This window comes from Mycetocola sp. Y791, from assembly GCF_059445325.1.
This window is the reverse complement of record NZ_JCAIUC010000003.1, coordinates 760,054-778,239: the sequence shown is the minus strand read 5'-3', so window position 1 is coordinate 778,239 and position 18,186 is coordinate 760,054. Positions and strand designations below refer to the sequence as shown.

Genomic DNA, 18,186 nt, shown 5'->3' with positions numbered 1-18,186 from the left:
CTGGCATCCTGACTTTGCCTTGGCACCACCTGATTTCGCGCCCCGGAAACCCCGACTGGCTGACCGCGACTAGATTCGCGAGATTTCGCGCTCTCCGGCGGCGCGCGACAGAGCGTCAGGGGCAACACGGGTATCGGTCAGGTGGTGCTCCGCCTGTGCGTCCCCCGCGGGGTCGGCTCCGGGCGCAGCACCAGGGGCACCGTGCCCGAGCGGGGGCGTGTACTTCGACATCCTGTCGATCGCAGCGAGGGCGAGGGCGGAAACGATGAACACCATGTGGATGACGACCTGCCAGAACACGCCGAGGGAGGTGTATGCCTCGTCGGTGACCTCCTGGCCGCTTCCGGCATCCGTCATGTTTCCCACCTCGATGAACGTCTTGAGCAGGTGGATCGACGAGATACCGATAATGGCCATCGCGAGCTTGACCTTGAGCACGTTGGCGTTGACGTGCGAAAGCCACTCGGGCTGGTCGGGATGCCCGTTGAGGTTGATCTTCGACACGAAGGTCTCGTAGCCACCGATGATGACCATGATGAGGAGGTTCGCGATCATCACGACGTCGATCAGACCGAGAACGGCGAGCATGACGCTCGCTTCTGTCACATCCGCAGAGTGGTTGATTACCTCGTCGCCGAGGTGCCACAACTCCTGGACGAAGACCCACACGTAGATCATCTGGGCGGCGATGAGCCCCAGGTACAGCGGGGCCTGCAGCCACCGGCTGAAGAAGATCATGTAACCGATGCTCGAGACAGCGAGGCTGCGGCCGGCGGGGGGAGGGACGGAAGACATGGGGCTCCTGGGCAGAGGGCGGAAGGCGGCGCGCGAGGGATACGCGGGATAAATCCTAGAGCGGGAAAGCTGCGAGTTCCCGGCGGAGAGCAGCTGACGCGCGAAGTCGACTAAAGTGGACACCGCGAAGGGGAGTATCCCTCTGCACGGCATCCGTCATCACGGGTCACATCGTTGAGACCCCGGGCGCCGTGGCACGGCCTGTTGTGGCCGATGCGGGAGAGACTTTCGGGCGTTTCTCGTACCCACCCCCCGTCACACCCTCCACCGAAAGGTCCCGGATGCACCCGGTATTGCCCCTCTGGTTTGAAATCGGCTCATACGTCGTACTCGGCCTGATCCTGATCGCTGACCTCGCCCTGGTGGTGAAACGTCCGCACATTCCATCGATGAAGGAATCGACCCTGTGGGTCGTCTTCTACGTCACGCTCGCGCTCGTCTTCGCCGGCCTGATGTTCCTCATCTCCGGCGGCGAGTTCGCCGGACAGTTCCTCGCGGGCTGGCTCACCGAGTACAGCCTGTCGATCGACAATCTCTTCGTCTTCGTCATCATCATGGCGAGGTTCTCGGTGCCCAAACGGCTCCAGCAGGAAGTGCTCATGGTGGGCATCATCATCGCCCTCATCTTCCGCGGAATCTTCATCCTCCTCGGTGCGCAGCTCATCGAGAGCTTCAGCTGGGTGTTCTACCTCTTCGGCGCCTTCCTGCTCTACACCGCGTGGAAGCAGGCGTTCGGCCACAACGACGACGCTGAAGACGGCGAAACTGCCCTTATCACCTACATGAAGCGCCACATCAGCGTTTCGCCCGACTTCCACGACTCGAAGCTCCGCACGGTCATCGACGGCAAGAAGGTGTGGACGCCGATGCTCATCGTCTTCATCGCCATCGGAACCACCGACGTGATGTTCGCGCTCGACTCGATCCCCGCGATCTTCGGAATCACGCAGAGCCCGTTCATCGTGTTCACCGCGAATATCTTCGCTCTGATGGGACTCCGCCAGCTGTACTTCATGCTCGGTGGCCTCCTCGAGCGCCTTCACTACCTCAAGTACGGCATCGCGTTCATCCTCGCGTTCATCGGAGTGAAGCTCGTGCTCCACGCCATGCACGAGAACGAACTTCCGTTCATCAACGGTGGACAGCACATCGAGTGGGCACCGGAAATCAACACCTGGACATCGCTCGGCGTGATCGTCGTATCGATGGCCGTCGCCACGATCGCGAGCCTCATCAAGTCGGGTCGCGACGCGCGGCGCGCTGAACCGAAGGAATCAGTTCCCAGCGAGTGATATTCTGAGCGCGTGCTGTTCGGGATGCTTCTTAGCTGCCGCGACGGGGCCTAGTCACCAGGCTGCCCCGTCGCGGGGTTCGTCGTTGCCTGAACCATCACTCTTCGCAAGGAATGCAGCATGCAGCAGACAACAGAGTCCACAGCACCGGCGCCGTTCACAGGCATCGGGCACCCGAAGCACGCGGCGCCGGCCGGACAGCCGCGCACTCTCGCCGAAAAGGTCTGGGATGACCACCTGGTTGCCAAGGGTGAAGACGGCAATCCCGACCTGATCTACATCGACCTGCACCTCGTGCACGAGGTCACCAGCCCACAGGCCTTCGACGGTCTCCGGCTGGCCGGTCGACCGGTACGGCGCCCGGACCTCACCATCGCCACAGAGGACCACAACACGCCGACGATCGGCATCGACAAGCCGATCGCCGACCTGACCAGCCGTACCCAGATCGAAACGCTGCGCAAGAACGCCGTCGAATTCGGCATCCGCCTGCACTCGCTCGGTGACATCGAGCAGGGCATCGTGCACGTCGTCGGGCCACAGCTTGGCCTCACCATGCCGGGCATCACCGTGGTCTGCGGCGACTCGCACACCTCTACCCACGGCGCATTCGGGGCCATGGCATTCGGCATCGGCACGAGCGAGGTCGAGCACGTCATGGCGACGCAGACCCTCCCGCTCAAGCCGTTCAAGACCATGGCGATCAACGTCGACGGGACACTGCGGCCCGGCGTGACCGCGAAGGACATCATCCTCGCGGTCATCGCGAAGATCGGGACGGGTGGCGGGCAGGGCTACGTGCTCGAGTACCGCGGTTCGGCCATCCGGGCGCTCTCGATGGAGGGCCGGATGACGATCTGCAACATGTCGATCGAGGCTGGCGCCCGCGCGGGCATGGTCGCCCCGGACGAGACGACCTACGAGTACCTCAAGGGCAGGCCGCACGCACCGAGCGGTGCGGACTGGGATGAGGCCGTCAGCTACTGGAACACCCTCTCGACCGATGAGGGTGCCACCTTCGACGCCGAGGTCTACCTCGACGCCGACACCCTCGATCCCTTCGTCACCTGGGGCACCAACCCGGGGCAGGGCGTCTCTCTCAGCGACACTGTGCCTCACCCGGAAGCCATCGTCGACCCCAACGAGCGCGCAGCCGCCGAGCGAGCGCTCGAATACATGGACCTCGTCGCCGGAACACCGATGAAGGAGATTCCCGTGGATGCCGTGTTCATGGGATCGTGCACCAACAGCCGGATCGAAGACCTCCGTGCCTTCGCGTCGGTGATCGCGGGCAAGAAAAAGGCTGATGGAGTCCGTGTGATGGTGGTTCCCGGATCGGCGCGCGTCCGGATCGAAGCGGAAGCCGAGGGGCTTGACCAGGTGATCAAGGACTTCGGCGCCGAGTGGCGGTTCGCCGGCTGCTCGATGTGCCTCGGCATGAACCCTGATCAGCTTGCGCCGGGGGAGCGCTGTGCCTCGACGAGTAACCGCAACTTCGAGGGTCGCCAGGGCAAGGGTGGGCGCACCCACCTCGTGTCGCCGCTCGTGGCAGCGGCAACAGCCATCCGCGGCACTCTGTCGAGCCCCGCAGACCTCGAAGGAGCGAACTGACAATGGACAAGTTCACCACGGTGACCGGTATCGCAGCGCCGCTGATGCGCTCGAATGTCGACACCGACCAGATCATCCCAGCCGTCTACCTCAAGCGAGTCACCAAGACCGGCTTCGAGGACGCGCTCTTCGCCGGCTGGCGCCAGGATGAGAACTTCGTGCTCAACCGCCCGGAGTTCCAGGGAGCGACGGTTCTCGTGGCGGGTCCCGACTTCGGGACGGGCTCCTCACGCGAGCACGCTGTATGGGCGCTGCGCGACTTCGGCTTCAAGGTGATCCTCAGCCCGCGCTTCGGCGATATCTTCCGTGGAAACTCCGGCAAGCAGGGACTCCTCGCCGCCGAGATCTCCGAAGACGACACGAAAAAAATCTGGGCAGAAATCGATCGCCAGCCGGGAATAGAAATTACAGTCGATCTGGTTGCGAAAGAAGTCGCTATCGGTGACCTCACGGTTTCGTTTGAGATCGATGATTACACTAGGTGGCGATTGATTGAAGGCCTGGACGACATAGGCCTGACCCTGCGTGACGAGGCGCGGATCACTGAATTTGAGGCTGCCAGGGAAACCTGGCGCCCCAAGACCCTTCCCATTAAGTAATCAGGCTGCGCAGGTAAAACATTTGACTTCACTTCTTCAGGACGCATCACGGGCAGGAGCCAGCGTGGGGCTCGCAGGTGACAAGATCACAATCCACGGTGGACGCCCGCTCAACGGACGAATCGAGCTGAAGGGGGCGAAGAACCTGGTCACCAAGGCCATGGTTGCTGCCATCCTCGGTGAGACACCGAGTGTGCTCCGCGATGTGCCGGATATCAGCGATGTCCGCGTGGTTCGTGGCTTGCTCGACGTCCACGGCGTCAAGGTCACAAGCGACGAAGACGGCGTGCTCACCCTCGACCCCTCGAACGTTGAGAGCGCCCACATGGCGGACATCGACGCTCACGCGGGATCAAGCCGCATTCCGATCCTGTTCTGCGGACCGTTGCTGCACCGCCTCGGCGAAGCGTTCATTCCCGACCTCGGTGGGTGCCGCATCGGTGACCGCCCGATCGATTACCACCTGGAAGTTCTTCGTCAGTTCGGTGCCGTCGTGGAGAAGCAGCCGAGTGGCATCCGGATGAGTGCACCGAACGGGCTCAAGGGCACCAAGGTCCACCTGCCGTACCCGAGCGTCGGCGCGACCGAGCAGGTCCTGCTCACCGCTGTGCGCGCGGAGGGCATCACCGAGCTGCGTGGCGCGGCGATCGAGCCCGAGATCATGGACCTCATCAACATCCTGCAGAAGATGGGCGCGATCATCGCTGTGGACACCGACCGTGTGATCCGCATCGAGGGCGTTGAACGACTCGAGGGCTACAGCCACACCGCCCTGTTCGACCGCAACGAGGCTGCAAGCTGGGCAGCGGCTGCACTCGCGACCGAGGGAGACATCTTCGTCGGTGGAGCACGCCAGGCCGAGATGCTCACCTTCCTCAACGTGTACCGCAAGGTCGGCGGCAAGTTCGACATCCACGATGACGGCATCCGTTTCTACCACCCGGGCACCGAGCTCAACCCGGTGATCATCGAGACGGACGTCCACCCCGGCTTCATGACCGACTGGCAGCAGCCGCTCGTCGTCGCGCTGACCAAGGCGAAGGGCGTCTCCATCGTGCACGAGACCGTGTACGAGCAGCGCTTCGGTTTCGTTGACGCGCTCGTCGAGATGGGCGCGACCATCCAGGTGCACAAGGAATGCCTCGGCGGACAGGCGTGCCGGTTCGGGCAGCGCAACTTCAACCACTCAGCGGTGATCTCGGGCCCGACCAAGCTGCGTGGAGCAGACATTGTGGTCCCAGACCTCCGTGGTGGATTCTCGCACCTCATTGCCGCGCTGAGCGCCGAGGGAACCTCGACGGTGTCGAACGTCGGCATCATCAGCAGGGGCTACGAGAAGTTCATCACCAAGCTCGAGCAACTGGGAGCCGACTTCGTTCTCGAAGGATAATGGGGCGGTGACCTCACCGAAACCAGTGCGCCTCAGGGCGAGCCCGGAAAAGACCCGACCGTCCATCTACTGGCTTCTGGCGTCGATTGCTTTGCCGCCGGCGAGCCTGATGATGCGGCTCCATGTCACCGGCGGTGAGAAGCTGCCTCGGAGCGGACCGTTCATCCTCGCGCCGAACCACTTCAGCGAGATCGACCCGATCGTTGTGGGCATGGCCGTGTGGAAGCTCGGCCGTGCGCCCCGGTTCATGGCAAAGGCGGGCCTGTTCAAAGTGCCGGTGATCGGTTACCTGCTGACGAAGTCGGGCCAGGTCCCTGTGGAACGGACCGGCTCGGTTCGCGGCCAGGACCCGGTCGCGGCCGGCGGGGAGCTCGTCGACAAGGGACAGGGCGTTGTTGTCTACCCGGAAGGGTCGCTCACCCGCGACCCGGACCTGTGGCCGATGCGCGGCAAGACCGGCGCCGTTCGGATCGCGCTGACCTACGGCATCCCGATCACGCCGATGGCGCACTGGGGCACCGACAAGGTCATGGCGAGGTACTCGCGCAAGATAAGCTTTTTCCCGCCCAAGCGTATTGACGTCAAGGTGGGCGATCCGGTCGATCTGTCGCGGTTCGCTGACCGACCGCTCGATGCCGCGACGCTGACCGAGGCGACCGCCGTCGTGATGGCGGCGATCACCGGGTTGCTCGCCGAGATCCGCGGCGAGACGCCCCCGGATGAGCCGTGGGACCCGAGTAAGCACAACCAGAAAGACACGGGCCGATTTTGAGCCGAAAGACAACCGCGCGCGTTGCCGTACTCGGGACGGGCAGCTGGGGCACAACCTTCGGCAAGATCCTGGCGGATGGCGGTTCCCACGTCACCATGTGGGCGCGCCGGCCGGAACTCGCCGCGGAGATCTCCCGCAGCCACCGCAACAGCGACTACCTGCCCGGCGTCGTGCTGCCCTCGAACCTCACGGCAACAGCGAACCTCGCGGACGCGCTCAAGGGCGCCCAGCAGGTCTTCATTGCGGTTCCCAGCCAGTCGCTGCGCGAGAACCTGGCGGCGATCCGCCCCCACATCGAACCGACGACGATCGTCGTCTCGCTGATGAAGGGTGTCGAACGGGGGACAGGACTCCGGATGAGCGAGGTCATCGCCGAGGGCCTCGGTATCGACCCGTCGAGAATCGCTGTGGCCTCTGGCCCGAACCTCGCGCTCGAGATCGCCAGGGAACAGCCGACCGCCGCGGTGATCTCCTCGCAGAGCCTCGAGACCGCCCAGGCCGTCGCGCTCCTCGCCCGCAACAAGTACTTCCGTACGTTTGTGAACACGGATGTCATCGGTACGGAATTCGGCGGCGTGCTGAAGAACCTCATCGCGGTTGCCATCGGCATCGTCGACGGGGTCGGGTACGGCGAGAACACCAAGGCGTCGATCATCACCCGCGGGCTCGTTGAGATGACGGACTTCGCCGTCGCGCAGGGCGCGAAAGCCGAGACGCTGTCCGGTCTTGCCGGGCTCGGCGACCTCATCGCCACCTGCCAGTCCCCGTTGTCCCGCAACAATACGGCGGGACGGCTGCTCGGCCAGGGCTACAGCTTTCCCGCCGTGGTCAAGCAAATGCAGCAGACCGCCGAGGGCCTCGCGAGCGTTGCCCCCGTTCTCGAGCTCGCACGATCCATCGGCGTAGAAATGCCGATCGTCGAGCAGGTCAAGCAGGTACTCGACGGTACCCTCGACCCCAAAGACATTGCACCTCACCTCACGACAGACAGCGACGAGCCCCAGGGCGAAAGGACGAACGATGACGCAGAAGCGCCTGGTGGTGGTGTTGTTTGGAGGTCGGTCAAGCGAGCATTCGATCAGTTGCGCTACGGCGGGCGGAGTGCTGCGGGCAATTGATCGCTCGCTGTTCGATGTCGTCCCCGTCGGGATCACCCGCGACGGCGTCTTCGTTCTCGAACAGGACGACCCCGACAGGTTCGCGCTCGACAGGTCGCACCTGCCAGAGGTCGTCGACAACGGCACCCGTGTGCACTGGCCCGACAGTGCGACCAGCCGCGAGCTGACCGTCACCGCCGACGGCGTCACGACGTCGCTCGGCAACGTCGACATGGTCTTTCCCATCCTGCACGGTCCGTTCGGCGAAGATGGCACGCTCCAGGGCATGCTCGAACTCATCGACATGCCGTACGTCGGCAGCGGAGTGCTCGCGTCAGCCCTCGGGATGGACAAGCACTTCACCAAGACCGTGCTCGAGCACGCGGGGATCACTGTCGCGCCGTGGCGGACCATCTCGCAGCGCGACTACCACGTTGACGACTCGGCAGCATTCGAGGCGCTCAGCACACTCGGTGCGCCCGTGTTCGTGAAACCGGCGAGGGCCGGCTCGAGCGTCGGCGTGAGCAAGGTCACCTCACCCGAACAGCTCGACAGTGCCATGCGCACGGCGTTCGCCGAGGACGACAAGCTGCTCATCGAAAAGGGCATGCCAGGGCGCGAGGTTGAAATCGCCGTGCTCGGAGGCCGTCCGGGTGAACCGGCGCGGGCATCCGTCGCCGGTGAGATCATGATCACCGGGCGGGACTTCTACGACTTCGACGCGAAGTACCTCGACGCCCCGGGAGTGGACCTGATCTGCCCGGCTGACATCGACGCGGACACGCTCGCGGCGCTGCAGTCAATTGCACTCCGTGCGTTCGACGCCATCGGTGCTGAGGGGCTCGCGCGCGTCGACTTCTTTCTCACCGAGGACGGAATCGTCGTCAATGAGGTCAACACGATGCCGGGATTCACGCCCATCTCGATGTTCCCGAGCTGCTGGATCGCGAGCGGCCTCAGCTACGCCGATCTCATCACCGAGCTCATCGACGTTGCCCACGCGCGCCGCGCAGGGGCGCTCTACAGCTAGTCGAGGACGTCTTCGGGGCCGACACAGGCCGTCGTCGCCGGTAGCGACGACACGGCGCTGGAGAGATCGATGAGCGCCGTCGTCCCCGAGACGCCGCCGGTAGCGGCATCCGCGTTGATAATGACCTCGACGGCTGGCTCACGCCCGTAGGTCGTGTATCGGTAGGTGTCGTTCGCCGCTTCGCTCTCGTCGGCGATCCAGTCGATGCCGTTGAGGGCGATGCACGGATCGGTAGTCGGGCCGGGAACGGCGACTCCGCAGCGGAGGATGACAGCGGCTGGTGACCCCCAGGCGGCCGTCGACTGGGCGTTGGTCTCGCGCTTCGGTTTGTCGGCGACCGTGTCTGGCAGCCGGACGATCACGTCGGCGCACGCCGGGTTGTTGGCGTCTGCCGCCGGCTCGAGGGTCACGGCCGAAGAGCACCCGGTGAGGCCGATGAGCGCGGCGAGGAGTACGCCACCGGCGAGGGAACGGAGGGGGAGAGCGCGAGGAGACATCAGGTTCAGGCTACCGTTGAACGCATGACGCAGCCTGACAACTCCCACCCGGATGCCGGGTCAGACACGGTCGGCAGCGTGCACGAGCTGGCCGTGCTGTCGCGCATCTTCCCGCTTCTGCCTGCGGCGAGTGCGGCAACAGTCGGTCCAGGCGATGACGCAGCGGTGATGGCGGCTCCCGACGGCAGGTTCGTGATCACGACAGACATGATGGTGCACGGACCGGACTTCCGCTTCGCGTGGTCGACCGGGCACGACCTCGGCTGGAAGGCAGCCGCGTCAAACCTCGCCGATGTTGCCGCAATGGGTGCACGGCCGACAGGGCTCGTCGTGGCCATCGCTGCAACACGCGACACCCCGGTCACGCTGCTCGAGGACATCGCGACAGGTCTTCGGGATGCCTGCGACGAGCTCGCTCCCGGCTGCGGTGTGGTCGGCGGGGACCTGTCGGTCTCCGACACCTTCACCCTCGCCATCACCGCATTCGGCGACCTCGAGGGCCGCGCGCCGGTTCTCCGCTCCGGGGCACGCCCCGGCGACACTCTTGCGCTGTGTGGCGACGCCGGGGTCTCAGCGGCCGGCCTGAAACTGCTCTTCACGGATGCCGTGACCCACGACGGGAGGCCTGACCACGCGAAAGCTCAACGGCTGAGGCAGGAGCACCCCCGCGTTGTCGGCGCACAGCTGGCACCTCGTCCTCCCATCGCGTCAGGCGTCGCCGCCGCACTCGCCGGCGCAACAGCGATGCTCGACGTGTCGGACGGGCTCGGCCTCGACGCGCGAAGAATTGCCGCAGCATCCGGTGTCGCCATCACCCTGGACCGAGCCAGCCTGGGAGACGACCCCGACACGGCACTGCGCGGAGGCGAGGACCACGCACTGCTCGCGACGTTCCCACCCGGCAGTGAGCTGCCGGAGGGATTCCGTGTCATCGGCAGCGTGACCGCCGGCGACGGTGTGACCGTTGGCGGCGAACCTATCGCTGGTGTCGACGGCTGGGATCCCTATGAGGGGTGGAACGGCGGCACGGGCTAGGGCCTATTCCGGCACTGCCCACCACACGGTGGTCTCGCCATACTTTTTGCGTCGCGCCTGCACGAGACCCGCAGGCCAGACCGGCTCGGGGGAGCGTGAGCTCCGTTCGACCACAACGAGCGAGTCGGGGCCGAGGATCCTGAGGACTGCCGCGAGGTTCGACGCCAGCTCTGCCTCGGGCAGGTCGTACGGCGGGTCGAGGAAGACGAGGTCGAACGGCCCGACCGCTGAGTCGAGGTAGCTCTGCACCGGCCGCGATGCCACGTCGATCTTCACCTTGTCCGGCGCTGCGTTCGACACGGCCTTTGCGTTGAGGCGGCACACTGCTGCTGCCTGTGACGAGCGTTCGACGAGAATGACCTCGCTCGCACCCCGGCTTGCCGCTTCAAGGCCGAGGGCGCCGGATCCGGCGTAGAGGTCGAGCACCTGCGCGCCGTCCAGAATGTCGCGTGCATCGAGTGCCGAGAACATGGCCTCCCGAACCTGGTCGCTCGTCGGCCTGGTGCCGGATTTGGGGACCTTCAGGGGCAGGGAACCGGCAAATCCGGAAACGATTCTTGTCACCAGCCCACAGTACGCTGAGCCGCGACGTCGGTGCGCCCGAATAGACTCGGAGCATGAACGCCCAGCCACTGGCCGCCAAGCTCGACAGCGTCATCGGCGGTCGAACGGCGTCCGCGTTCAAGCGTGCCTTCGGCGTCGTCACCGTCGGCGACCTGCTCGAGCACTACCCGAGACGATACGCGCGCAGGGGTGAGCTGACCGCCCTGAGTGAGCTGCCGGTAGGCGAACCGGTGACCATCGTCGCCGAGGTGATCGAGGTGCGAGAGCGCACCATGAAGGCCCGCAGGGGGTCGATCCTCGAGGTTCGCATCACCGACGGAAAAGGCATCCTGAGCCTGACGTTCTTCAACCAGGCGTGGCGGACGCGCGAGCTTCGCCCCGGTGCCCGCGGAATCTTCGCCGGCAAGGTCGGCGACTACAAAGGTGCACTCCAGCTGGCCCACCCCGACTACGAACTCTTCGAGTCAACCGACGCGGACACCAGCCCGGATGCGGCCAGGAAGTGGGCGGAGACTCCCATCCCGATCTACCCGGCAACGAGCACAGTGGCGAGCTGGCAGGTGCACAAGGCGATGGCGCTTGTGCTCGATTCGCTGCCAGAACTGCCCGACCCGGTCCCGGTTGAGGTCAGGACTCGCGAGAGCCTCCTGACCTACGGCCAGGCGATCGAGAAGATCCACCGGCCGACGACGGATGCCGACTGGCACGTCGCGCAGGAAACCCTGCGGTACCGCGAGGCGTTCCTTCTCCAGGCGGCGCTGCTCCAGCAGCGGCAGATCGCCCGACTGGAGGAAACGACACCACGCGTCGCCACCCCGGGCGGTCTGCTCGAACAGTTCGACAGGCAGCTCGCCTTCACCCTCACCGGCGATCAGACCCGCGTGGGCGCTGAGATCGCCAGGGACATGGCGGAGCCGGTGCCGATGAACCGGCTCGTGCAGGGCGAAGTGGGTTCAGGCAAGACTCTCGTCGCCCTCAGGGCAATGCTCGCCGCCGCAGACTCGGGCGGGCAGTCCGCGTTGCTCGCACCCACCGAGGTCCTCGCCGGCCAGCACCTCAGGTCCCTGGTGAAGTCGCTCGGGCCCGACCTGTCCGCGCAACTGTTCCCGACGCTGCTCACCGGGACGATGCCGACCGCGGAGAGACGCAAGGCGCTGCTGCGAATCGTGAGCGGCCAGGCGCGCATCGTCGTCGGAACCCACGCCCTGCTCGGAGAGAGCGTGACCTTCTACGACCTCGGACTCGTCGTCGTCGACGAGCAGCACCGATTTGGGGTGGAGCAGCGCGAAGCGCTTCGGCAGAAGGGCCATCATCCGCCCCACGTGCTCGTACTGACCGCAACTCCCATTCCGCGAACCGTTGCCATGACCGTCTTTGGCGACCTCGAGGTGAGCACGATTCGTGAGCTGCCGGCTGGCCGGGCCGGGATCGAGTCGTTCGTCGCCGGTCTCGCGGAACATCCCGGGTGGATCCACCGGGTGTGGGAGCGGGTCAGTGAGGAGGTGGCTGCCGGTCGACAGGCGTTCGTGGTCTGCTCAGCGATCGACGTCAACGAGCCCGACGACGTGGACTTCGACCCCACCGACCCCGATGCGCAGCTGCCGGACCTGAAGGACGTGAAAGACCAGGGCCCGCCGCGTTCAACCGTGGTCGGGACGCTCGCCGAACTGCGCCAGTTGCCCGCGACAAAGAATCTTCGCATCGAGGCGCTCCACGGTCGGATGCCAGGCGAGGAGAAAGACCGCATCATGCGCGCGTTCGCCGCCCACGAGATCGACATTCTCGTGGCCACAACGGTGATCGAGGTGGGTGTCGACGTGCCGAACGCATCGACGATGGTCGTGCTCGACGCCGACAGGTTCGGAGTATCCCAGTTACACCAGCTCCGTGGTCGCGTCGGCAGGGGGGAATGGGCCGGACTGTGCCTGCTGGTGACGAACGCAGCACCCGGGACCATCGCCAGGACCCGCGTCGACGCGGTCGCCAGCACCCTCGACGGCTTTGAACTCGCCCAGGCCGACCTCGAGCTGCGCCAGGAGGGAGATGTCCTCGGCAGTGCCCAGTCCGGCGGACGCTCCTCACTCAAGCTGCTGCGCGTGGCTTCGGACGGCGATCTCATCGCCAGGGCGAGGGAAGACGCGCAGGATGTCCTCGAACACGACCCAGGGCTCGACGACCACGTTGCGTTGCGTCACGCGCTCGAGCAGCGCGTCGACGCGTCGGCCCGCGCGGCGCTGTCCAAAAACTGAGAACCGCCGCGCGGCGAATCGACGAGGGGGCATCACTGCGGATTCTCTGGGGGACTGCCCGTGACTCTTGTGTGTGCCGGTAGGCTGAGGCCATGCAGAGGATCGCCGTCGTTCCAGGCTCGTTTGACCCCGTCACCCTGGGGCATCTTGACGTGATCGAGAGGGCGGCCGGCCTCTTCGACGAGCTCCACGTGCTCGTCGTGCACAACCCGTCGAAGGTTGCCCTTCTGCCGATCTCTGAGCGCGTCTCGCTCCTCGAGGAGTCGATTCGTGACGCGGGGATAGCGGGCAAGATCGTGGTGGCGTCCTGGAGTGTCGGGCTCCTCGTCGACTACGCGACCGACGTCGGCGCCTCTGTCCTGGTGAAAGGCATCCGTTCACAGGTCGACGTGGCCTATGAAACACCGATGGCGATCGTCAACCGGCACCTCGCCGGCGTCGAGACGGTGTTCATGCTGCCTGATCCCGCCCATGCCCACGTGTCGAGTTCTCTCGTGCGACAGGTGTCCTCCCTCGGCGGGGATGTCAGCCCGTACGTGCCAGCTGCAGTGACCCGGTTCCTCCAGCGATCATGACTTCGATCCCGGCGACGGACGGCAAGGCCACGGCGGTCGAAGAGACCGCGGGCTTCGACATCCGCGACGCGCATCGCCTCGCCTCGGACATCATCCGCAATGTGGAGTCGGTGATCGACGGGAAACACCGGGTGGTGCGCACGGCGCTCACGGTGCTCCTCGCCGAGGGACACCTGCTCATCGAGGATGTGCCGGGCGTCGGGAAGACGATGCTGGCGAAGGCGCTCGCCCGGTCCATCACGGCGACGGTCAGCCGCATCCAGTTCACGCCGGATCTCCTGCCGAGTGACGTCACCGGAATCTCCGTGTACAACCAGGCCGAGCGGCGGTTTGAGTTCAAGCCTGGCGCGGTCTTCGCGAACATCGTGATCGGCGACGAGATCAACAGGGCGTCACCCAAAACGCAATCCGCCCTGCTCGAGTGCATGGAGGAGCGTCAGGTCACCGTGGACGGGACCACCTACCATCTGGCCACGCCGTTCACCGTGATCGCAACCCAGAACCCGATCGAGATGGAGGGGACATACGCGCTCCCTGAGGCCCAGCGAGACAGGTTCATGGCGCGCATTTCGATGGGTTACCCCGATGAGTCCGCCGAACTCAGCATGCTCGCTTCGCGGGACGTCACGAATCCGCTCGCCGATCTTGCCCCCGTTGTCTCGGCATCCGCTGTGCAGCGCCTGATGGCGAGCGTTCGGGACGTTTACGTCTCTGATGCCGTCAAGGAGTATGCGGTCCGGATCCTGCGCGCGACCCGCGAACATCCCGACCTCAGGCTCGGAGGGAGCCCGCGCGCGACGCTCCAGCTCGTGCGGGCTGCGAAGAGCTTCGCGCTCGTCGAGGGCAGGGATTTCGTTCTTCCCGATGACATCGATGCGCTCGCGAACGCTGTCCTCGGCCATCGCCTGATGCCGACGAGCAGGGCGCTCGGCAACCACCAGCACACGGACGAACTCATCCGCGACATCATCGACGGCATCATCGACGAGACGGCAGTGCCGCCGTCACGCACAACAGGGACCTGAGATGCCGACGCCCAGCCGTGGGAGTTCGCGGGCCGTTCGGCCCACGAGGCGCGGCTGGAGTGTGCTTCTCACCGCTGGCGCTGTTCTCGTCGGCGCGACCCTCATCGACAGGAGGGAAGGCCTCTACCTGTCCGCGTTCTTGGTGCTGCTGTTCGTGGGCTGCGTTGTGTACATCCAGGCCCACAGGCCCAGGCTCGCCGCGGTTCGCTCGTTCTCGCCACCGAGCGTGATGGTCGGCCAGCCCGCGGTCGTGCACACCAGGGTGACGTCGAAGAGTGACCTGGAAACCGCGACCGTCTGGATCGAGCAGGTTCCGGCTGTCTTCGGGCGAACGCCGACCGGCGAACTGGCGCGAGGCAGGTGGCAGCGCGGGCGTGGTTACTCCACTGACATCGAATACGAGCTCAGGTCCTCCCACAGGGGGCGGTACCCGATCGGTCCGCTGTGGGTCACCCACGGTGACCCGTTCGGGCTCGTCGTTGCCGAGCGCGCGATCGCCGGCACCAGGGAGATCTCGATTACGCCGCGCGTCAGTGTGCTCGCCAATGCGGGGCTCGCGAATGCCAGCGGCGACGGCGTCCGTCACGAACTGAACCACTTCGCGGCCCAGCGTGCCGACGAACTCATCGCCAGGGAGTACCGCACCGGCGACTCGCTGCGTCGCGTGCACTGGAGTCAAACGGCCCGCAGGGGCGAACTCATGGTGAGGCAGGAAGAGCGCCAGGGCGACCCGGAAGCAGCAATCGTGCTCGACACCGCCCTCGCCGGCAGGGGGGAGGCGAACGGTGCCACCTCCGACGCTCACTTCGAACGCATGGTCGAGCTCGTTGCGTCGCTCGGCGTGCACCTTCTTGATGCGGGCTACCAGGTCTCCCTCGTCGAATCAGCGACGGATGCCATCCCGAGCACTGAGGGGACGTCGCCGTACCGCATCTCACGGTTCGAGCCCGGCGCTGCACCCGCCCTGCTCGATACCCTCGCCGAAACGCAGCGCTACCCGGTGCCGGACGGCTATGACGTGACCGCCGGACTTGCGACGGTGATCAGGAGAACGGGAAAGGTGATGCCCGTCTTCGCGGTTCTCGGACAGGTGTCTCCGACGGGAGCCCGGCGGCTGGCGGGGATGAAGATCAACGCAGCCCCCGCCGTCGCTTTCTTCGTCCCCGCCGAGAACCAGGCGAGCCGCGGCCACTCGACCGAGGCCCAGGTTCTTGGCGACGCCGGATGGCGAACCGCCGTGTTCACCGAACGCACGCCGGTGGTCGAGGCGTGGTCTCTCGTCGCGTTCGGGGCAACCGGCGGACAGTCCGCCCGGAGGGGCCGTGACCGTGTCGGGAACTAAAACAGCCCCAGAGCGCCCGGCAGCGGCGAAGGCCCCGCCGACAGCCGGGCCGGGAGACCGGCCGGGAAGTGATCATGTCACCAGGCAGAGGATGGGCGCGCGGCTGTGGCCGCTGAGCCTCGCGACCCTTCTGGTCTACACGGTGGCAATCTCGACACTTTCCCCGCTCCTTAGCGGTGCCTCGTGGTGGCTGGGAACCGCGATGCTCGGCGCCGTTGTCCTCTGCTCCGCGGCAACGGCCCGGGGCCTCGGCGCGAGGCCGGCTCTCGGGTCGCTCATCGGTGGTGTCGTCTGGGTCGCGATGCTCGTGCTGTTTTTCGCTCCCGACACCGCGCTGGCCCTCGTCGTCCCCACCTGGGACACCGCCGAAACCTTCCGCGAACTGATGTCGGACGGGTTCCGCTCGATCAGCCGTCAGGGCACGCCGGCGAACGCCGACGTCGGAATTCTCTTCGTCCTCGCGGTGGGGGCTGGCGCATTCGCCCTTCTCTGTGACCTGCTCGCGGTCGTCGTCCGGATGCCGGCGCTCGCCGGCATCCCGGTTGTCGCCATCGCACTGGTTCCCGGCTTCGTCATCGGTGAGGTCAACCTGGTCGCGCTCGCCCTGTGCGCCGCCGCGTATCTCGTGCTCCTCGCCGCCGACACGAGGGTGCGCCAGTCGGCAGCGCGGCACCCGAGGGGAATGCTCGGCATCGGCGCTTTCGCCGTCATCGGTGCACTGCTGGCGGCGGCGCTCGCCCCCGGTTACAACGGCGAGAGCCTCTTCCAGGCAACGGGTGGTTCGACATTCGGACGCGGCGTGAGCCCCCTCGTCGACCTCGGAAAAGACCTGAGGCGACCGGGAGGGGCCCGCCAGTTCACCTACACCACGACGACCGATGAGTCGCTGTATTTCCGTCTTCTGACCCTCGATCAGTTCGACGGGACCACCTGGTCTGCGAGCCGTTCGAACGATCGTGTCTTCAACGAACCAGACCTCATGGTCGACGTCCCCGGGCTGTCCGCTGAGGTGGCCACGGAGCCAACGACGACGACCGTCGAGGTCGCGGCCATGGTGGCGCCCTGGGTTCCGGTCCCGTTCCCGAGCGTGCGCGTCTTCGGGCTCTCCGGGCGCTGGTCGTGGGACGTCGACGGGCTCACTCTCTCGAGTCGCCTGTCGAGCGCAAGCGGGCAGTCGTACATCGCCGAGAGCGTGCTGATCAAGCCGACACGGGAGCAACTGATCGCCTCTCCCGGCGCGTATCCGGACTCCGTCAGCCGGTTCCTTGAACTTCCTGATGAGATCCCCTCGATCATCACTGATACAGCCGCCCAGCTCGTTGGGGAGTCGACGAACGGGTTCGACCGGGCGTTCGCGCTCCAGCAGTACCTGCGGAGCACCGACTTCACCTACTCCGTCGAGGCCCCTGTCGAGGACGGCTATGACGGTGACGGCTTCGACGTCATCGCCAAGTTCCTCGAGAAGAAGAGCGGGTACTGCGTCCACTACGCCTCAGCGATGGCCATCATGGCGAGGGTGCTTGGCATCCCGGCCAGGGTGGCACTCGGCTACCTCCCCGGTGACAGGCTGGGGAGCGCGGGGGACCGGCGCAACTATGCGGTTGCGACCGACGATCTTCACTCCTGGCCGGAACTGTATTTCTCCGGCGTCGGCTGGGTCCCGTTCGAACCAACACCGGGGCGAGGGTACGTTCCCGACTACGCGACATCGGTGTCTCAAGGCAGCCCGACGGCGAACCCGAATGACCTGGACTCCGCCAATCGGAATGCACAGGAGCGCACTCCGGTCGAGCAGGCGCCGACAACACAGACCGGTTCGTCGCAGGTCGACTCCGCACCTCCCGTCGGGATCATCGCCGCCTTCGGGGTAATCGTCCTCGCCATCGTCGCGTTCCCCTGGGTGAGGAGAAGCCTGCGGCGCCGCCGCCGGTTCCGCGCCCTCAGAACCGGACGCGCCGGCCCCGTCGACGCCTGGCAGGAGCTGAGCGAGGCGGCACTCGATTTCGGCGTCGGGATGAATGGCGCCGAAACCCCCCGCGGGTTCGCCGCGCAGCTCACCCGGGCGGTGGCGCTGTCCGGTCCCGACGCCGAGGCCCTGGATCGCCTGCTCGAGAGTGTCGAACGGCTCAGATTCGCGGCGCGAGCCGGGCCGAGTTCGGGCGAAGCGCTCGTCGCGGACGTCGAACGCCTCACGCGAGCGATGGCGACGGCGTCGACGCTGCCCGTTCGGTTGCGCGCGACGCTCGCACCGGCATCCGTTTTGCAAGGAACACCCAGCGGACGCTCAGCGGGCGTGCCAAGGTCACTGTAGAA

The 18,186-nt window shown here is 65.9% G+C and carries 16 protein-coding genes; 13 read left to right on the top strand and 3 right to left on the bottom strand.

The features are described 5' to 3' along the window. Positions 1-69 precede the first annotated feature (69 nt). Entirely contained in the window at positions 70-795 is a 726-nt protein-coding gene (locus AC1C2N_RS12730) for a TIGR00645 family protein (RefSeq protein ID WP_483404459.1), read from the bottom strand. Positions 796-1,076: 281 nt separating this feature from the next. On the opposite strand from AC1C2N_RS12730, the gene AC1C2N_RS12725 reads away from it, so the two are divergent. From AC1C2N_RS12725 to AC1C2N_RS12695, 7 genes are all read left to right on the top strand, one after another. Then, complete coding sequence (locus tag AC1C2N_RS12725; protein WP_108962094.1) at positions 1,077-2,087, top strand: TerC family protein; 1,011 nt, start codon at positions 1,077-1,079, stop codon at positions 2,085-2,087. Positions 2,088-2,207: 120 nt separating this feature from the next. Continuing rightward, positions 2,208-3,698, top strand: a complete 1,491-nt coding sequence (gene leuC / locus AC1C2N_RS12720; RefSeq protein ID WP_495434170.1) for a 3-isopropylmalate dehydratase large subunit — start codon at positions 2,208-2,210, stop codon at positions 3,696-3,698. Positions 3,699-3,700: 2 nt separating this feature from the next. Then, positions 3,701-4,297: a 3-isopropylmalate dehydratase small subunit gene (leuD, locus tag AC1C2N_RS12715; protein WP_483404457.1), complete on the top strand. Its 597-nt coding sequence runs from the start codon at positions 3,701-3,703 to the stop codon at positions 4,295-4,297. A 64-nt stretch (positions 4,298-4,361) separates the two neighbouring features. After that, positions 4,362-5,687, top strand: coding sequence for a UDP-N-acetylglucosamine 1-carboxyvinyltransferase (murA, locus tag AC1C2N_RS12710; protein WP_483404456.1), 1,326 nt, complete (start codon positions 4,362-4,364; stop codon positions 5,685-5,687). A gap of 7 nt (positions 5,688-5,694) precedes the next feature. Continuing rightward, positions 5,695-6,459 (top strand): lysophospholipid acyltransferase family protein, encoded by a 765-nt coding sequence (locus AC1C2N_RS12705; RefSeq protein WP_483404455.1) that lies wholly within the window; start codon positions 5,695-5,697, stop codon positions 6,457-6,459. Continuing rightward, the gene (locus AC1C2N_RS12700) at positions 6,456-7,577 is read left to right on the top strand and encodes an NAD(P)H-dependent glycerol-3-phosphate dehydrogenase (RefSeq protein ID WP_495434169.1); all 1,122 of its coding nucleotides are present in this window, start codon (positions 6,456-6,458) and stop codon (positions 7,575-7,577) included. Before AC1C2N_RS12705 ends, AC1C2N_RS12700 begins: the two co-directional genes overlap by 4 nt. Further along, positions 7,480-8,586, top strand: coding sequence for a D-alanine--D-alanine ligase family protein (locus AC1C2N_RS12695; RefSeq protein WP_495434168.1), 1,107 nt, complete (start codon positions 7,480-7,482; stop codon positions 8,584-8,586). The genes AC1C2N_RS12700 and AC1C2N_RS12695 overlap by 98 nt, the downstream gene beginning before the upstream one ends. Here AC1C2N_RS12695 and AC1C2N_RS12690 read toward each other — a convergent pair. After that, on the bottom strand, positions 8,583-9,083 hold the full coding sequence (locus AC1C2N_RS12690) for a DUF3515 domain-containing protein (protein WP_483404452.1): 501 nt from the start codon (positions 9,081-9,083) through the stop codon (positions 8,583-8,585). The two genes, AC1C2N_RS12695 and AC1C2N_RS12690, sit on opposite strands and share 4 nt — an antisense overlap. A 24-nt stretch (positions 9,084-9,107) precedes the next feature. On the opposite strand from AC1C2N_RS12690, the gene thiL reads away from it, so the two are divergent. Further along, positions 9,108-10,118: a thiamine-phosphate kinase gene (thiL, locus tag AC1C2N_RS12685; protein WP_495434167.1), complete on the top strand. Its 1,011-nt coding sequence runs from the start codon at positions 9,108-9,110 to the stop codon at positions 10,116-10,118. 3 nt (positions 10,119-10,121) lie between these two features. Here thiL and rsmD read toward each other — a convergent pair whose 3' ends face one another. Beyond that, positions 10,122-10,682 (bottom strand): 16S rRNA (guanine(966)-N(2))-methyltransferase RsmD, encoded by a 561-nt coding sequence (gene rsmD, locus AC1C2N_RS12680; RefSeq protein ID WP_495434166.1) that lies wholly within the window; start codon positions 10,680-10,682, stop codon positions 10,122-10,124. Positions 10,683-10,735: 53 nt separating this feature from the next. Between rsmD and AC1C2N_RS12675 the strand changes: the two genes are divergently transcribed. The 5 genes from AC1C2N_RS12675 (at position 10,736) to AC1C2N_RS12655 (ending at position 18,184) form a co-directional block, all read left to right on the top strand. Continuing rightward, complete coding sequence (locus AC1C2N_RS12675) at positions 10,736-12,931, top strand: ATP-dependent DNA helicase RecG (RefSeq protein ID WP_495434165.1); 2,196 nt, start codon at positions 10,736-10,738, stop codon at positions 12,929-12,931. Positions 12,932-13,023: 92 nt separating this feature from the next. Further along, positions 13,024-13,506, top strand: coding sequence for a pantetheine-phosphate adenylyltransferase (gene coaD, locus AC1C2N_RS12670; protein ID WP_483404448.1), 483 nt, complete (start codon positions 13,024-13,026; stop codon positions 13,504-13,506). Further along, the gene (locus tag AC1C2N_RS12665) at positions 13,503-14,531 is read left to right on the top strand and encodes an AAA family ATPase (RefSeq protein ID WP_483404447.1); all 1,029 of its coding nucleotides are present in this window, start codon (positions 13,503-13,505) and stop codon (positions 14,529-14,531) included. The genes coaD and AC1C2N_RS12665 overlap by 4 nt, the downstream gene beginning before the upstream one ends. Positions 14,532-14,592: 61 nt before the next feature. Then, on the top strand, positions 14,593-15,873 hold the full coding sequence (locus AC1C2N_RS12660; RefSeq protein ID WP_495434164.1) for a DUF58 domain-containing protein: 1,281 nt from the start codon (positions 14,593-14,595) through the stop codon (positions 15,871-15,873). Positions 15,874-15,964: 91 nt separating this feature from the next. Continuing rightward, complete coding sequence (locus tag AC1C2N_RS12655) at positions 15,965-18,184, top strand: transglutaminase TgpA family protein (RefSeq protein ID WP_495434163.1); 2,220 nt, start codon at positions 15,965-15,967, stop codon at positions 18,182-18,184. Positions 18,185-18,186 lie beyond the last annotated feature (2 nt).

Coding starts and splice junctions, on each gene's coding strand:
- coaD (WP_483404448.1), top strand. CDS start 13,024: ATGCAGAGGATCGCCGTCGTTCCAGGCTCGTTTGACCCCGTCACCCTG.
- AC1C2N_RS12690 (WP_483404452.1), bottom strand. CDS start 9,083: ATGTCTCCTCGCGCTCTCCCCCTCCGTTCCCTCGCCGGTGGCGTACTC.
- AC1C2N_RS12695 (WP_495434168.1), top strand. CDS start 7,480: ATGACGCAGAAGCGCCTGGTGGTGGTGTTGTTTGGAGGTCGGTCAAGC.
- AC1C2N_RS12665 (WP_483404447.1), top strand. CDS start 13,503: ATGACTTCGATCCCGGCGACGGACGGCAAGGCCACGGCGGTCGAAGAG.
- leuD (WP_483404457.1), top strand. CDS start 3,701: ATGGACAAGTTCACCACGGTGACCGGTATCGCAGCGCCGCTGATGCGC.
- thiL (WP_495434167.1), top strand. CDS start 9,108: ATGACGCAGCCTGACAACTCCCACCCGGATGCCGGGTCAGACACGGTC.
- AC1C2N_RS12730 (WP_483404459.1), bottom strand. CDS start 795: ATGTCTTCCGTCCCTCCCCCCGCCGGCCGCAGCCTCGCTGTCTCGAGC.
- AC1C2N_RS12655 (WP_495434163.1), top strand. CDS start 15,965: ATGGGCGCGCGGCTGTGGCCGCTGAGCCTCGCGACCCTTCTGGTCTAC.
- AC1C2N_RS12725 (WP_108962094.1), top strand. CDS start 1,077: ATGCACCCGGTATTGCCCCTCTGGTTTGAAATCGGCTCATACGTCGTA.
- AC1C2N_RS12675 (WP_495434165.1), top strand. CDS start 10,736: ATGAACGCCCAGCCACTGGCCGCCAAGCTCGACAGCGTCATCGGCGGT.
- leuC (WP_495434170.1), top strand. CDS start 2,208: ATGCAGCAGACAACAGAGTCCACAGCACCGGCGCCGTTCACAGGCATC.